This window comes from Corynebacterium sp. ACRPZ (assembly GCF_022346205.1).
Lineage (GTDB): Bacteria > Actinomycetota > Actinomycetes > Mycobacteriales > Mycobacteriaceae > Corynebacterium > Corynebacterium lehmanniae.
Genome location: NZ_JAKRMR010000007.1, coordinates 81,307 through 96,618 on the forward strand (window position 1 = coordinate 81,307; position 15,312 = coordinate 96,618).

The following is a 15,312-nucleotide window of genomic DNA, read 5'->3' on the forward strand; positions in this document are numbered from 1 at the left end:
ATGGACTCGACCATGATCCTCAGCGCCCGCTTCGGCCTTCTGGCCTTGCTCTGGGTGTTCATTTTCCTGGTGATGTGGACGCAGAGGAAGGATGTGGTGTCGGCGGGTGGCGCGGTGCGTCGTCAAGCAAGTGCCTCCGCCCCCGCCCCCAGGGAGAAAGCCCGCACCCTTGCGGTAGTTGAGGGGCCGCTGCAAGGCTCCCACATGGAAATTGCCAGCTTAGAAGACTTGACTGTTGGCAGAGCGGGAGACAACGATTTCCAGCTGGGCGATGATTTCGCCTCCTCGCGCCACGCGCGCCTGTTCCGCAGGGGCAGCGACTGGTTCGTGGAGGACCTGGATTCGCGCAACGGCACCTTCGTCAACGGGGTGCGCATTGATCAGCCTGAGCGGGTGACCGTGGGCACGGACATGAAGATGGGACGCACGATTGTGAGGCTGATGCCGTGAAGCTCGCGCTAGATTTCGTGGCCGTGTCCGACCGGGGCCTGGTCCGCGCCAACAACGAGGACTCCGCGTACGCAGGCCCCAACCTGCTGGTGCTCGCGGACGGCATGGGCGGCCACGCCGCCGGCGAGGTGGCCAGCCAGCTCATGGTCGAGCACCTCGAGCACCTGGACCGCGACCCCGAGGACGCGGACATGCTCGCGCTTCTGGGCGCGGCGGCGGAGGACGGCAACGCCGCGATCGAGGCGTCTGTGGCCGAGCACCCCGAGCAGGCCGGCATGGGCACCACGCTCACCGCGACGATGTTCAACGGCCGCGAGCTCGGCCTGATCCACGTGGGCGATTCCCGGGGCTATTTGCTTCGCGACGGCGAACTGCGGCAGCTCACCGTCGACGACACCTTCGTCCAGTCGCTGGTGGACGGCGGCAAACTCGCGCCCGAGGACGTCTCGTCGCACCCGCAGAAGTCCCTGATTTTGAAGGCGTATACTGGCCGGGACGTGGAGCCGCACCTGGAGCTGATCCAGGTCCAACCGGGCGACCGCGTGCTGTTGTGCTCCGACGGGTTGAGCGACCCGGTGACCCAGCAGACCATTCAGCTCGCGCTCGGCGACGGCACCCCGGAGATGGCGGCGAACCGCCTGATCGAGCTGGCGCTGCGCTCCGGCGGGCCGGACAACGTCACCGTGGTGGTTGCGGAAGTCGTTGAGGCCACCGAGAACAACGCCCGCGAGAACCGCGCCGTGGTCAGGGCCGGCGCGCTGGCCCCGGGCTACGAGTCCTCCCACCCGGACTCGGCCGCCTCCCGCGCCGCAGCGCTGTTGCGCAAGTCTGAGACCATCACCCCGGACCACAACCGGGCCAAGCTCCAAGACGCGGATGCTTCCGACGACGAGGAGGGCCACCCTAGCGCCGGCGGGAAGAAGCAGCCGTCGTCGGTGTGGCCTTGGGTCGTCGCAACGCTGGTGCTTCTGCTGGTGCTCGCGGTGGCAGGTGTGATGTGGTCGCAGTCCCGCGCCACCGACGAGTACGCGCTGAAGGTGCAGGACTCCGGCGAGTTTGTGGTGCAGCACACCACCCGCGACAACCTGTTCGCGGACGCGAAAACCGAAGACATCCAGCGCGCCTGCCTGAACACCAAGGGCGACCTGCGCGTGATTTCCAAGGACAGCAAGCCGGGCGACTGCAGTATCTTTGCCACCTCCGATTTGCCCAAGGACAAGCGCGAGGTCGAGGACGTCACCGGCTCCTACGACGACGTATTAGCCAAGCTGAATGAGTTGGCGGATCAGGCGCTGCCGGCCTGCACGGACAAGAAGAGCGCCGAGGAAGACACCTGCCGGGAGGTGCGATGAGCCGCCTAGTATCCCGCAGCCGCGAGCTGCTCCTCCTGTTGTTCGCCACAGGGCTTCTTGCGCTCATGCTCTTCGGCTTAGAGACGAGCCAAGGGCGCACCCTGTCCACCGAAATGCTCTACATCATCGGCGGATTCATGGGCGTCTACGCCATCGCGCACGTGGCCATCGCTTTTCTGGCGCCGTACGCGGACCAGGTGATGTTGCCCGTGGTGGCGCTGCTCAACGCCGTGGGCCTGGTGGTGATCTACCGCCTTGACCTGGCAGAACGCCCCGGCTACGGGCCGCTGGCGGAGCGCCAGATGCTGTGGTCCTTAGTTGGCGTGGGGCTGATGGTGCTGACCCTGGTGGTCATCCGCGACCACAAATCCCTGTCGCGCTACCCCTACCTGCTGGGCCTGGTGGGCCTGATCCTGTTGGCCCTGCCGCTGGTGTGGCCGCAACCCCCGGGGTATGAGGAAGCGCGCATCTGGCTGTGGTTAGGGCCGTTTTCCATCCAGCCCGGCGAGTTTTCCAAGATCCTGCTGTTGATCTTCTTCGCCCAGCTGCTGGCGCAGAAGCGCGCCCTGTTCACCGTGGCAGGCAAGCGCTTTTTGGGCATGACCTTCCCCCGTCTGCGCGACCTCGCGCCCATCCTCATGGTGTGGGCGATCGCGATTTTGATCATGGGCATCTCCAACGACTTCGGCCCGGCGCTGCTGCTCTTCGCCACCGTGCTGGGCATGGTCTACTTTGCCACCGGGCGCGCGTCCTGGCTGTTCATCGGCGTGGGCCTGGTGGCCGTGGGCGGCTACGCCGTCTACCAGGTCAGCTCCAAAATCCAGGAGCGCGTGGCCAACTTCATCGACCCGTTCGCGGACTTCGACGGCATTGGCAACCAGCCCGCCAACGCGCTGATCGGCCTGAGCTGGGGCGGCATCACCGGCACCGGCTTGGGCTACGGCCACCCGGAGCTGGTGCCCGTGGCGCACTCCGACTACATCCTCGCCGCCATCGGCGAGGAGCTGGGGTTTGTGGGCATCGCGGCGGTGCTGTGCCTGTTCGCGGTGTTTATCACCCGCGGGTTCCGCACCGCCATGCAGGCGCGCGACTCCTACGGCAAGCTGCTCGCATCCGGGTTGGCGCTGACGATCGTGATCCAGATCTTCGTGGTCGCCGGTGGCGTGTCCGCGATGATGCCCATGACGGGCCTGACCACGCCGTTCATGTCCGCCGGCGGCTCGTCCGTGATGGCCAACTACATCCTGCTCGGCCTGCTGCTGCGCATCTCCAACAGCGCGAACCGCCCCGCGGACTACGACGCCGTCGCCGCGGGCACCGCGCGCCCTGAGATGGTGGGTGCACGATGAACAAGTCCATCCGCTACGGCGCCGTGGTCGCGCTGCTGATGATCGCGGCGCTGTTGGTCAACTTCACCGTGGTGCAGGGAATGCGCGAAGACGAGTACGCGCAGAACCAGCACAACTCGCGCATCCTCATGGACCTCAAGCGCACCAATCGCGGCGACATCGTCACGGGCGGGACCGTGCTGGCGCAGAGCCACCGCGACGAAGAGACCGGCTTCTACCAGCGCACCTACCCCAACATGCCGTGGTCGTTCGCGCCGATCGTGGGGTTTGTCTCCGACCAGTTCGGCACCTCCCAGCTGGAGGCCACCCACAACGGCGACCTCACCGGCGACTCCGGCACCGCCTCGCGCTTCCTGCGCACCGGGCTCGAGGACGGCAAGAAGGGCGACACCGTCGACCTGACGCTGGACCCGAACCTACAGGCCTTCTCGTACGACCAGCTGGCCAAGCCGGGTTTTGATGGTGCGGTGGTGGCCGTGAGGGCGTCGACAGGCGAGGTGCTCTCCATGGCCTCGACCCCCAGCTTTGACCCCAACGGCATCGCCAACCCAGCGACCGCCGAGGGCGCCTGGGCCGAGGCCACCGGCAACCCGGCGAACCCGCTGCTGAACCACGCGGCGCAGGAGCAGCTGCCGCCGGGCTCGATCTTCAAGATCATCACCACCGCCGCGGGTCTGCGAAACGGCTTCACGCCGGAGTCGCCGCTGACCGGCGAGGCGCAGACGATCCTGCCGGGCACGGACAACATCCCGCTGACCAACGACGGCGGCCAGCCCTGCGCCGGCGGCGGGCAGGTGCCGCTGCGCACCGCGTTCGCCCTGTCCTGCAACACCGCGTTCGTGCAGATGGGCCTCGCCATGGGCCCGGATGCGCTGCGCGACGCCGCCGCCCGCTTCGGCGTGGGCGAGCGCTACAACCTGGGCCTGCCGAATGCCGCCGGCTCGCTGGGCGATCTGCCCGGCGGCGCCGAGCTGGCGCAGTCCACCATCGGTCAGCGCGACGTGACCATGACCGCGCTGCAGGCGGCGATGATGTCTGCGACCATCGCAAATAAGGGCAAGCGCATGGAACCGCACGTGGTGCGGCAAGTGCGCAACGCCGACGGCAAGGTCCTGCACGAAACCGAGCCGGTGGAACTCAACGAGGCCGTAACGGAAGAGGAAGCCGCGACGATCACGGACTTGATGTTCGCGTCCGAGCGGTGGACCTTCGGCTACGACGGCAACGGATTCGCCTCCAAGACCGGCACGGCCGAGCACGCCGAAGGCGCCGCCCCGCACGTGTGGTACGTCGCCTTCGACCCGGCCAAGGACGTCGCCGTTGCCGTGGTGGTGAAAAACGGTGGCAACATGGGCGAGGCAGCCTACGGCGGCCAAGTCGCCGGACCAATCGGACGCGCCGTATTGCGCGCAGCACCCGCCGCCCCCGCACCCGTGGAAGGAGCACAGTAGATGAACACCGAAAACCGCGAGGACCTGCAACAGCTCGTCGGCGACGGCTACCAGCTGCAGTGGATCATCGGCCACGGCGGCATGTCCACCGTGTGGCTGGCAGACGACTTGGCCAACGAACGCGAGGTGGCCATCAAGGTGCTGCGGCCCGAGTTCAGCTCCAACGCGGAGTTCCTCGCCCGCTTCCGCAACGAGGCGTTGAGCGCCCAGGGCATCAACTCCGACAACGTGGTGGCCACCTACGACTACCGCGAGGCAGACACCGACGCGGGCTTCACCGTCTGCTACATCATCATGGAGTACATCCGCGGCGAGTCGCTGGCGGACCTCATCGCCCGCGAGGGCCAGCTGGATGAGGCGCTGGCGCTCGACGTCCTGGAGCAGGCCGCCCACGGCCTGGCCGTGATCCACCGCATGGGGCTGGTGCACCGCGACATCAAGCCGGGCAATCTCATGCTCACCCAGCACGGGCAGGTGAAAATCACGGACTTCGGCATCGCCAAGGCCGCCGCGGCCGTGCCCCTGACCCGCACGGGCATGGTGGTGGGCACCGCCCAGTACGTCTCCCCCGAGCAGGCCCAGGGTATGAAGGTCACCGCGGCGTCCGACGTCTACTCGCTCGGCGTGGTGGGCTACGAGCTGCTCTCCGGCAAGCGCCCCTTCACCGGCGACTCGTCGGTGTCCGTGGCGCTCGCGCATGTGTCCGCCGAGCCGCCCGCGCTGCCCATTAGCGTCTCGGCCCCGGCGCGCGAGCTCATCGAGATCGCCCTGCGCAAGGACCCCGGCCAGCGCTTCCGCGACGGCAACGAGTTCCAGCTGGCCGTCTCCCAGGTCCGCCAGGGCCTGCGTCCCGCCCAGCCCGGCGGCCACACCCAGGTCGTGGCCACCGAGCCGTCCGCGACCGCGTCCACCCAGATGCTGGCCAGCGTCGCCGAGGAGCGCACCTCCCGCCCCGAGGGCGCCTACCCGCCGTCCGCAGCCAGAGCCGTTGCTTCTCGACGTCCTCCGGCTCCCCCCGCCCCCTCTCGCGTCGCGACACCAGCGCCGCGCGAACACGCGCCAGAGAAGAAGTCCTCCAAGGCAGGGCCAGTAATCTCGGCGATCCTGCTGCTCGCGCTGTTGGCCGGCGGCGCCGCCTGGGCGTACACCGAGGGCGTGTTCGACCGCTTCACCGGCGGCGGCACCCCCACCACACCGCGGCCCACCATGAGCGCGACCACCCCGACGCCGGAGGAAGAGGAAGACACGGAAGAGCCGGTCACCGAAACCACCACGGAGCGCGAGCGCACCACGGTCACGGAGCCGCGCAACCCGGGCACCCTGCGCTTCGAGGAGTCCGAGGCCGACAACGCCCCGGCCCCGGCGGAGCCGTCCGCCGAGCCGCCCGCCCCCGGAACTTCCGCGCCGGAGCAGCCGTCCGCGGCGACTCCGACGCAGCAGGGTGGGGCGCCGGCAGGTGAGCCGTCGATAGGCAATCAGCCCGAGGTCACGAACTCACCGGCCCCTGCGGTAGAATTGCCCAACCTTGATAGCTTGCTCGGAGGTGGCAGGTAGATGCTGATCGCGGACCGGTACGAACTCGGCGACATCATCGGCACCGGCGGCATGTCGGACGTGTATGCCGCCACCGACGTGTCCCTTGGGCGCGAAGTTGCCGTGAAGATGTTGAAGATCGACATGGCGCGCGACGAAAACTTCCGCGAACGCTTCCGCCGCGAAGCGCAAAACTCCGCGCGCCTGAACCACCCCAACATCGTCTCGGTCTACGACACCGGCTCCGTGAAAACCTCCGGCGTGGACGTGCCCTACATTGTCATGGAGCTCGTCCACGGCATGAACCTGCGCGACATCGTGCGCAACGAAGGGCCCCTGTCCCCCGAACGCGCCGCGAAGCTGCTGCTGCCGGTCACCCGCGCGCTGCAGGCCAGCCACGACGCCGGCATCATCCACCGCGACATCAAACCCGCCAACATCATGGTCACCAACACCGGTGCCGTGAAGGTGATGGACTTCGGCATCGCGCGCGCGTTGGATGATTCCACCTCCGCCATGACGCAAACCTCCGCCGTCATCGGCACCGCCCAGTACCTCTCCCCCGAGCAGGCCCGCGGCAAACCGGCCGACGCGCGCAGCGACATCTACGCGCTCGGCTGCGTGATGTACGAATCCGTCACCGGGGTCCCGCCGTTCGAGGGCGAATCCCCCTTCGCCGTGGCCTACCAGCACGTCCAGGAAGACCCGGTGCCGCCGTCCGAGCGGATCTCCGCGCCGCTTTCCGACAACGAAGCCGTCAACGTCGACTCCGTCATCCTCACCGCGATGGCGAAACACCCCGCCGACCGGTACCAGACCGCCGACGAAATGGGCGCCGACCTCGCGCTTCTCGAGCGCGGCAACGTCACCACCGCCGCCCGCAACCACCTCGCCGCTGCGGAACAGGACGCAGGCGCGCACGCCGTGGACTCGCCGGCCCAGGACCACACCGTTGTGGTTGGGGATGTGGTGCGTGAACCTGTGGTGCGCAGGGAAGCATCTGCTTCCTCCTCCGGGCACACGCGCTACGCCGACCACCGCGCCGCCAACGAGAAGACCTCCTCCAACTGGCTGAAGTGGCTCTCCGCGCTGCTCGGCCTGCTGCTCGCAGTGGCCGTGAGCTGGTTCGTCTACGACTACTTCTCCGCGAACAAGGACACCGCCGAGGTGGTCAAAGAGGAAATGGTGCCGGTGCCCGAACTCGCGGACATGCCGCGCAACGACGCCGTCCGTGAACTCGAGCACCTCGGCTTCGCCGTCTCCGTGATGGAAGAACCGAGCCCCGAAATCAAGCGCGGCAACGTCATTTCCACCAACCCCGCCGCCGGCTCCGAGCTCAAGCGCGGCACGCAGATCACGCTGACCGTCTCCTCCGGCAAGGAAATGACGGACGTGCCGGACGTGACCAACCTGACCGCCGAAGAAGCCATCGAAGAGCTGAAGAAGGCCGGGCTGGAGCTCAACCCCAACGTGCGCCGCGAATCCAGCGACAACATCGAAGAAGGCGTGATCCTGTCGCAGCAGCCCGCCGGAGGCACTCAGATTGCCAAGGGCTCGCGCATCGCCATCACCGTCTCCTCCGGGCCGGAGATGGTGCAGGTGCCGTCCCTGGTGGGGCTGAACGTGGAGCAGGCCACCGCGACCCTGTCTTCCCTGCAGCTGCGCTCCACGGTCACCAGCGTGGACTCGATCAAGCCGGAGGGGCAGGTGCTCGCCGTCGCCGGCGAAAACACCGACGTGGAATCCGGCACCACCATCGAGCTGCGCGTGTCCAACGGCATGCTCATGAACATGCCGGAGATCACCCGCAAGAGCCCCGACGAGGCCGAAAAGCTACTCCGCGACGCCGGCTGGAACGGCCGCCTCGTGCCCGGCCCGACGGTGCCCACCGGCGCGCTTGTCGACGACGGCCTGATCGGCCACCAGGAAGTCGCCTCCGGGGAGACCATCCGCAAGGACCAGGCCATCGGCTACAACCTGTGGAAGTTCGACGCCGGCAAACTCATCCCGCAGAATAACGCGGCCGCAGGGCAGGCTGATACAGTTCAACCCCAGAACGCGAACACCGCGCTGCGGAACATGCAACGCGAGCTAGGGCTTTAGGCGTCGACGACGCTATGGCCCGGACACACCAAGGGAGCGCACATGCCTAAAGCAAAAGTAACTAAAGACCCTATCCGCCCAGCTAGCAGCACCTCCGCCGGCACCACCCGCACCCCGGTGAAGGTCAACACCGGCGGCACCCCGATGTGGTACAAGGTGATCATGTTCGGGCTGATGCTCCTCGGGCTGGCCTGGCTCATCCTCTACTACCTCGCCGGCGACCAGCTGGCGTGGCTCGGGCAGCTCGGGCCGTGGAACTACGCCATCGGCTTCGCCGGCATGATCCTCGGCCTGCTGATGACCATGGGGTGGCGATAGCCCTTCTTTGCGGGGGATGTTGTGAAACCGGATTGTGGCAAATAATTGCCACAATCCGGTTTTCGCTATGCGGGTGGGTTTTGGGGGCACGTGTTCGCCGGTGGGGCCTTCGAGGCTGAGCATATTCCTAGAGCGACCTGAGAGACGCGGTAGATAGCGGCCTGGAGTCCGGATTGCTGTATTTAAATAGCGCGATAGATTGCGCTGCGGTTTTTCACACAATTAACGGTGTTAATACTGGTGAGCAGGCTTTCTCGACATGTCAATTACTTTAGTTTGACCCCGGATTAGGTGGATTGTTCAACAATATTATGACGCTTCCTTGTCAATTGACTAGGTGTTATATGAGAGCTCCTCGCTGAGAGGTTGAGAAGCCCGTCCCTTGAAAAATCCACAATTGTTTCCCGAAAGGAACGCCAAATGCGCGCATCCCGCATCGCTGGTGCCGCCAAGGCCGCGATCGCAGCCGTCGCCGCTGTCGCAATCGCAGGCTCCGGCATCACCGCCACCGCCCAGACCTTCGAAGAGTCCTACCCGGAGACCCCGGCAACCAACTCCGCGCTGCCGATCATCCACACCTACCGTGGCTCCGACCACCTGAAGGCCAACATCCTTAACCCGCGCCCGGTGTGCAACTCCACCGAGGACTACCGCACCATCGTGTACAAGGTGAAGGACAACTTCCTGCCGGTGGGCACCATCTCCACCACCAACCTGTCCGACTCCTCCATCCCGCTGTCCCAGGACCTGTCCCGCACCCAGACCATCTCCGCCTCCGTCAACGGCTCCAAGACCGAGACGCTGACGCTCGGCGGCTCCGGCTCCAAGGACGGCCTGCAGGGCAACATCGGCTACTCCCTGGCCAAGTCCCTGGGCTGGGACGTCTCCGGCTCCCTGTCCTGGTCCGTCGGCCAGAAGATCGGCCCGTACGACGTGCCGGCCGGCAACACCGGCGAGGCCACCTACGGCTTCCGCACCGTCACCATGACCGGCACCCAGCAGCGCTGCCGCCCGAACGGCACCTGGGCCACCCCGACCGCCTGGATCGCCAACATGCCGATCAAGAACGAGGTCCGCGTCAAGAACTACTCCACCCCGGCCGGCTCCTGGGCACCGAACAAGGGCGCGCAGGTCACCGACACCGTGGAGAACCCGAACCCGGCGTACAACGAGGACGTCGAGAAGATCGAGACGGGCGCAAACCTTGACGACGTCACCGTGGTCGACAACGACGAGGCCACCGACGTGACCAACAACGACATCGCGAACGAGGGTGCCGAGGTCATCGACGAGGTCGAGGAGAATGCTGCTGACGAGGTCAACGAAGTCGTCGATAAGCAGGCAGATGCCCAGCGCGACCTGGACCTCCAGCCGTACTTCACCGCCTCCTCCTGGAAGGTGCCGGGCGCCGCTGGCTCCGTCGCACTGCGCGTGAAGAACACCGGCGCGAAGCGCTACTGGGGCGAGTTCCCGGCGCTGACCTTCCGCGTCGAGGTCGGCACCGAGGCAGGCCCGGAGGGCGTTGACCGCCTGATCACCACCACCCAGTACAACGGCACCCACATCCGCGACCTGGGCTACGACTTCGACCGCGGCATCCGCACCTTCGAGGTCACCCTGTCCAACCCGATCCTCGCGGGCGACACGATGCTGCTCGGCGCATTCTCCTTCGGCGACGGCAAGACCAAGGAAGGCCGCCTGTACAACTACATGAAGGTCACCCAGACCGGCCGCCTCGCAGGCGACACCTCGTTCTACAACGACCAGGACGTGGACTCCCGCGACGTGACCGTCTCCGACTTCGGCAAGAAGATCCGCGGCGTGTTCTAAAGCACTGCTGAATAGCGCGAAAGCCCGTCGAGTCTGTTGCGGACTCAACGGGCTTTTTTATGTGCGGGGACTAGTTCTCCTGCTCAGCGCGCTTCTTGGCGAAGGACTCGCGGACCTTCTTCTCCAGGTCGGCGTCGACCTTGCCCCAGTACTCGTAGACGCGCTCCTCGACGTCCTTGTGCTTAATCGCCATCATCTTGTTGGTGATGTTGTGGACGAAGCGCTCCTTCTCCGCGTCGTCGAACACGTCGCGGTAGAGCGTGCCAGCCTGGCCGAAGTCGTCGTCCTCGGCGTGCTTGACGTACGCCTCGCGCACCAGGTCAGTGCCCTCCGGATCCGGGTTGACGTAGAGGTTCTCCGCCTGGCCGTAGTCGGTGAAGTTGGAGGAGGAATCCTCGTTGTTGTCCAGGTAGCCGGCGCCCTTCTCGGTGCGGTTGGGCACGTAGTTCGGCTCGTTCTCCTCGTTGAAGAAGTAGGCCATGTTGCCACGCTCGGAGTAGGTGTTCACGTCGTTGAGCGGGCGGTTGACCGGCAGGTCCTTGTAGTTCGCACCGATGCGGTGGCGCTGCTGGTCCGAGTACGCGAACACGCGGGCCTGCAGCATGCGGTCCGGCGACAGGCCCACGCCCGGCACCAGGTTGGCCGGATCGAGCGCGAGCTGCTCAATCTGCGCGTGGTAGTTCTTCGGGTTGCGGTTGAGCACGAAGTAGCCCACCGGGATCAGCGGGTAGTCCTTCTGCGACCACGTCTTGGTCAGGTCGAACGGGTTGAAGCGGTAATCTTTCGCCTCCTCGAACGGCATGATCTGCACCTTGACGTCCCAAATCGGGTAGTCGCCGTCCGCGATGGCGTTGAACAGATCCGCACGCTGGAAGTCCGGGTCGGTGCCGGCCTTCTCGGTGGCCTCCTCATCGGTGAAGCACTCCCAGCCCTGGCGGGTCTTGAAGTGGTACTTCACCCACACCGGAGTGCCCTCCTCGTTGATCCACTGGAAAGTGTGGGAGCCGAAACCGTCCTGGTGGCGCGACGTCTTCGGGGTGCCACGGTCGCCCATCAGGTAGGTCACCTGGTGCGCGGACTCCGGCGTGCGGGTCCAGAAATCCCACTGCATCTCGTCATCGCGCAGGCCCGAGTTGGGCTGGCGCTTCTGGGAGTGGATGAAGTCCGGGAACTTAATGCCGTCGCGCAGGAAGAACGTCGGGGTGTTGTTACCCACGATGTCGTAGTTGCCGTCCTCCGTGTAAAAACGCAGCGCGAAACCGTGCACGTCGCGCCACGTATCCGGGGAACCAGCCTCGCCCGCCACGGTGGAAAAACGCGCCGCCATCGGGGTGACGGTGCCCGGCTGGAACAGCTTCGCCTTCGTGTACTTGGACACGTCCTCCGTGATGTGCAGCTCGCCGAAGGCGCCGTGGCCCTTCGCGTGCGGGATGCGCTCAGGCACGTTCTCCCTGTTGAAGTGCGCCAGTTTTTCCATCATGTGGACGTCGTTAAGCACATTGGCTCCCTGGCGCCCCTGAGTGACCGAAATGTGCTCCGAGGCGACCGGCTGCCCGCCCAGCTCGGTGGTGCGGCCCTTGCCTGCGGGGCGCTCGCCCCTGGAGACGATCTCTTCCGCCTTGCTCTGATCAGCCATTGCTCACTCCTTGGATCTTTGCTGATGGTTCGCTTCCCACAGTAGAGATTTCCGCGGGCGCGCGAGTTTCCAGGATCTATCCACACCTACCGCTCCCCAAGAAGTGACTCCACCCTGCGCAATTCGTCGTAAACGTCCCGCTGGTCATAGGTGAAACCACCGGACCAGGCCAGCTCTTTCAACGCATCATCAGTTGGCTCCTCCATTCCCAAGGATTCCGCCAACTGTGCACGCAAGCTGCGTCGACGCTCTCGCAGCTCCGTATTGGTAAAGCGGCGCACCTGAAGCTTCATCAGACTCACCTTCCTTTCACTCACTCGACCCTAGCCAACGGCTCAGACACCAACTCGCCGTTGTTCGAACGATATCTATCCACACCTGTGGATAACTCTGTGCACAACTCCACAGGGCAGTGGAATGTGCTGGTTTGCTTTCGAAAACGCCACGTTCCTTCGGCGTGTCATTTTCGCTGTTCGACGTGTCGTTCGACGAGTTACACGCGTGTAGTTATCCACACTGTGGACAACCGCTGTGGATAACTTGAAAGGTCTGGTTAAAGGTCAAAAAGTGTGTCTGGAATCGGCGATTTCTGGGGCTTGACCTCGGCGTTTCAGGAAAATATATGGTTCGGGAATTTCCGCCTTCCTTTCGGACTGTAAATTCTCGGTTTGCGGCGGCGATCTGGTAGAGCTTGATCACTCAGCCCGCGTGTAAACCCAAAAAGAAGACCCTAGCCGGGCTTTCGCTGGCTAGGGTCTCAATCAATCGTCCGAGAGGGAGGCTAGACGCCCACGATCCTCCGCGGCTCTGCGAGAGAAAGACTACCCCGCACCGTCTGGCAGATCTAGCCCTCCCCTTTGAGCGCCGTCCCTAGTACACCGGCACCGTCGACGGAATCGTCAGCGCCCAGATGGCCACGCACGCCGCCGCGGCCGCGACCCCCGCTGTGATCCAGCGGGTGCGCACGTTTTCCGAGGTCAACGGCCACGCCATCACCGCCCCCGCCGCCAGGCCGCCGAGGTGCCCCCACAGCGACACACCCGGGCTGAGCAGCGTGTACGCCACGTTCACAGCCACCAGGGCGAGTGGCGCGCGCAGGTCCGTGGAACGTCGAAAAGCAATGGCGATCAGAAGCGCCATCAGCATGTAGAGGGCGCCGGAAGCGCCGGCGGTGGGCGTCGTGAAGCTAAATGCGAGCACACTTGCCGACGCCCAAAGGACCCCCGCGACCCACGCCACCACAAACGGGCCAGAGCCAAGGAAGCGCTCCACCTCCGCACCCACCAGGACCAGCATGAACATGTTGAGGAAGAGGTGCGTGATGTCCAAGTGCATGAAGCCGGCCGTGAGCGCGCGGAGGTAGCCCGCGCCGTAGACCTCGGGGCCGTACAGGATGGTGTGAGTGCCCACCGCGGAATCCCACACCACGTCCGTGAGCGAACGGGCCTGGAGCGCGGCGACGAGGAAGACGAGCGTGCAGATCGCCGTAATCGCCGTGGTGGCGGGGGCGGTGCGGGGCAGGTTGCGGAGAGTGGGCATGGGATCAGGGTACGAAAAAGCCCCCGCACGGTGGCGGGGGCGCGGCGCGTGTGTGGCGCTTTGTGGCTTACGCGATGTCGATGGACTCGATCACGACGTCCTCGACCGGGCGGTCCATGCGGCCGGTCTGCACGTTCGCGATCTCGTCGACGACCTTCTTCGACGCCTCGTCGGTGACCTCGCCGAAGATGGTGTGGCGGTTGTTCAGCCACGGGGTCGCGTCGACGGTGATGAAGAACTGGGAACCGTTCGTGCCCGGGCCAGCGTTAGCCATGGCCAGCAGGTACGGGCGGTCGAACTGCAGCTCCGGATGGAACTCGTCGGCGAACTGGAAACCCGGGCCGCCAGTGCCGGTGCCGGTCGGGTCGCCGCCCTGGATCATGAACCCCGGGATGATGCGGTGGAAAATCGCGCCGTCGTAGAACGGGCCCTCGTTGGTGCCCTGGGCGTTCTTGGTGGAGTAATCGGTGGTGCCCTGCGCCAGGCCCGTAATCGTCTCGACCGTCTTCGGCGCGTGGTTGCCGAACAGGTCGATCACAATGTCGCCGTGATTGGTGTGCAGAGTCATCGTCTGAGTCTTCTGAGTCATGCGCTCTAGGGTACGCGGGTTCCGGCGTGCGGGGTGCGGGCGGGTGCGGGGTTGGTCTCATGGCCCTAAAGGTCGAGTCCGGGAGGTCGAGTACGCCCGGATTCGGTGCCGTACTCGACCTCCAGTACTCGACTTCCGGCGGCGTGTAGCGCCCCTACCTCCGCCAGTGCTCCCCATGCACCGGCCTGAACACCGTGGCCGGCACTTTCGGCTCGCCGAGGAGACCGGAGCGGGCCTTGAGCTCCAGGATCTCCCGGACGCAGGCCTCCTCGTCCCGGAGAATCTCCAACGGCTCGAAGCGGGCGACCTCGTAGACCTGCTTCCGTAACCAGTTTTCGCGCAGGAGCTGGTCGCGCGACACCTTCTTCGCCGCCTCCTCGTCTTTCTTCGCCGTCTTGACCAGCCCGTCGATCTCGATCGCCACCTGCCCCCACAGCAGGTCGGGGCGCACGTAACGGCCAATCCACATCTGTTCGCGGACGACGATGTCGCGTTCGCGCAGGATCACGCGCAGGAGGGACTCGTACGGCGACTCGGACTTGGTGGACGACCAGCGCAACGCCTGCCGTGCCCGCCCGATCCCCTTCTTACCTGCCAGCCGCTTGATCGTCGCATGGAGTTCGGCCTGGATGCGTTCCTGCTCCAGCGGTGGCTTGCCCACAAATAGGGAATCCATCGCGACGACTCCTGCCCTCACCCCGTGCAGGCGCGCGACGTCGACGGCTGTGCGGACGGGGCTGGTTAACCGGAGGACGTCGCCAGGCGTCGCGCACTCGATGGCCAGCACATCTTCCTCGGGGATGCGTAGGCTGCGGTACTCGACTCCGTCCGGCCAGCTTGCCCTGGAGGGCGGTTTTTGTCCTGGGATGGCCAGCAGGACGGGCGCGTTTGGGGCGGGCAGCGTCCACAGGCCGTGCACGACTGCGGCGGAGCGCCCCACCAGCACCGCTTTCCGGCTCGCGGCGCCGACGGCATAGCAGCTGAGAAACTCCCGCTCGTGGTGTTTCAGCCGCGACCATTCTGCCTGGGCGATGAATTTGTTCGCGGATAACTTGATGCACGTTTGACGGTCCGACTCCCCCGGCCTGACCAGCAGCTGCGCTAGCTTTCTCCTGTCCATGATCCCCCCGATGTTTGTTTGTTTCGCTCAGAGTACCCGGCT

At 65.6% G+C, this 15,312-nt stretch carries 13 protein-coding genes; 8 read left to right on the plus strand and 5 right to left on the minus strand.

The features are described from left to right. From MHX64_RS06510 to MHX64_RS06545, 8 genes are all read left to right on the plus strand, one after another. Nucleotides 1–450 (plus strand): FHA domain-containing protein, encoded by a 450-nt coding sequence (locus MHX64_RS06510; RefSeq protein ID WP_181889442.1) that lies wholly within the window; start codon nucleotides 1–3, stop codon nucleotides 448–450. Further along, nucleotides 447–1,802, plus strand: coding sequence for a protein phosphatase 2C domain-containing protein (locus MHX64_RS06515; protein WP_239356313.1), 1,356 nt, complete (start codon nucleotides 447–449; stop codon nucleotides 1,800–1,802). The genes MHX64_RS06510 and MHX64_RS06515 overlap by 4 nt, the downstream gene beginning before the upstream one ends. Beyond that, nucleotides 1,799–3,151 (plus strand): FtsW/RodA/SpoVE family cell cycle protein, encoded by a 1,353-nt coding sequence (locus tag MHX64_RS06520; protein WP_239356312.1) that lies wholly within the window; start codon nucleotides 1,799–1,801, stop codon nucleotides 3,149–3,151. The genes MHX64_RS06515 and MHX64_RS06520 overlap by 4 nt, the downstream gene beginning before the upstream one ends. Further along, on the plus strand, nucleotides 3,148–4,602 hold the full coding sequence (locus MHX64_RS06525; protein ID WP_239356311.1) for a penicillin-binding transpeptidase domain-containing protein: 1,455 nt from the start codon (nucleotides 3,148–3,150) through the stop codon (nucleotides 4,600–4,602). Before MHX64_RS06520 ends, MHX64_RS06525 begins: the two co-directional genes overlap by 4 nt. Continuing rightward, entirely contained in the window at nucleotides 4,603–6,156 is a 1,554-nt protein-coding gene (locus MHX64_RS06530) for a serine/threonine-protein kinase (protein WP_239356310.1), read from the plus strand. Then, nucleotides 6,157–8,238, plus strand: a complete 2,082-nt coding sequence (gene pknB, locus MHX64_RS06535; RefSeq protein WP_239356309.1) for a Stk1 family PASTA domain-containing Ser/Thr kinase — start codon at nucleotides 6,157–6,159, stop codon at nucleotides 8,236–8,238. 42 nt (nucleotides 8,239–8,280) lie between these two features. Then, nucleotides 8,281–8,556, plus strand: a complete 276-nt coding sequence (gene crgA / locus MHX64_RS06540) for a cell division protein CrgA (RefSeq protein ID WP_239356307.1) — start codon at nucleotides 8,281–8,283, stop codon at nucleotides 8,554–8,556. A gap of 420 nt (nucleotides 8,557–8,976) precedes the next feature. Continuing rightward, nucleotides 8,977–10,386 (plus strand): hypothetical protein, encoded by a 1,410-nt coding sequence (locus MHX64_RS06545; protein ID WP_239356306.1) that lies wholly within the window; start codon nucleotides 8,977–8,979, stop codon nucleotides 10,384–10,386. Between the two features lie 70 nt (nucleotides 10,387–10,456). Here the strand turns inward: MHX64_RS06545 and MHX64_RS06550 are convergent, their stop codons facing one another. From MHX64_RS06550 to MHX64_RS06570, 5 genes are all read right to left on the minus strand, one after another. Next, entirely contained in the window at nucleotides 10,457–12,022 is a 1,566-nt protein-coding gene (locus tag MHX64_RS06550; protein ID WP_239356305.1) for a catalase, read from the minus strand. 86 nt (nucleotides 12,023–12,108) lie between these two features. After that, a complete protein-coding gene (locus MHX64_RS06555; protein WP_181889433.1) occupies nucleotides 12,109–12,315 on the minus strand; it encodes a hypothetical protein in 207 nt (68 codons plus the stop codon). A gap of 577 nt (nucleotides 12,316–12,892) precedes the next feature. Continuing rightward, nucleotides 12,893–13,561 (minus strand): rhomboid family intramembrane serine protease, encoded by a 669-nt coding sequence (locus tag MHX64_RS06560; protein ID WP_239356304.1) that lies wholly within the window; start codon nucleotides 13,559–13,561, stop codon nucleotides 12,893–12,895. 67 nt (nucleotides 13,562–13,628) lie between these two features. Then, complete coding sequence (locus tag MHX64_RS06565) at nucleotides 13,629–14,150, minus strand: peptidylprolyl isomerase (RefSeq protein WP_239356302.1); 522 nt, start codon at nucleotides 14,148–14,150, stop codon at nucleotides 13,629–13,631. A 154-nt stretch (nucleotides 14,151–14,304) separates the two neighbouring features. Beyond that, the gene (locus MHX64_RS06570; protein WP_239356301.1) at nucleotides 14,305–14,826 is read right to left on the minus strand and encodes a DUF559 domain-containing protein; all 522 of its coding nucleotides are present in this window, start codon (nucleotides 14,824–14,826) and stop codon (nucleotides 14,305–14,307) included. Between the last annotated feature and the right edge of the window lie 486 nt (nucleotides 14,827–15,312).

Coding starts and splice junctions, on each gene's coding strand:
- MHX64_RS06530 (WP_239356310.1), top strand. CDS start 4,603: ATGAACACCGAAAACCGCGAGGACCTGCAACAGCTCGTCGGCGACGGC.
- MHX64_RS06520 (WP_239356312.1), top strand. CDS start 1,799: ATGAGCCGCCTAGTATCCCGCAGCCGCGAGCTGCTCCTCCTGTTGTTC.
- crgA (WP_239356307.1), top strand. CDS start 8,281: ATGCCTAAAGCAAAAGTAACTAAAGACCCTATCCGCCCAGCTAGCAGC.
- MHX64_RS06570 (WP_239356301.1), bottom strand. CDS start 14,826: ATGGATTCCCTATTTGTGGGCAAGCCACCGCTGGAGCAGGAACGCATC.
- MHX64_RS06565 (WP_239356302.1), bottom strand. CDS start 14,150: ATGACTCAGAAGACTCAGACGATGACTCTGCACACCAATCACGGCGAC.
- MHX64_RS06550 (WP_239356305.1), bottom strand. CDS start 12,022: ATGGCTGATCAGAGCAAGGCGGAAGAGATCGTCTCCAGGGGCGAGCGC.
- MHX64_RS06525 (WP_239356311.1), top strand. CDS start 3,148: ATGAACAAGTCCATCCGCTACGGCGCCGTGGTCGCGCTGCTGATGATC.
- pknB (WP_239356309.1), top strand. CDS start 6,157: ATGCTGATCGCGGACCGGTACGAACTCGGCGACATCATCGGCACCGGC.
- MHX64_RS06545 (WP_239356306.1), top strand. CDS start 8,977: ATGCGCGCATCCCGCATCGCTGGTGCCGCCAAGGCCGCGATCGCAGCC.
- MHX64_RS06510 (WP_181889442.1), top strand. CDS start 1: ATGGACTCGACCATGATCCTCAGCGCCCGCTTCGGCCTTCTGGCCTTG.
- MHX64_RS06555 (WP_181889433.1), bottom strand. CDS start 12,315: ATGAAGCTTCAGGTGCGCCGCTTTACCAATACGGAGCTGCGAGAGCGT.
- MHX64_RS06560 (WP_239356304.1), bottom strand. CDS start 13,561: ATGCCCACTCTCCGCAACCTGCCCCGCACCGCCCCCGCCACCACGGCG.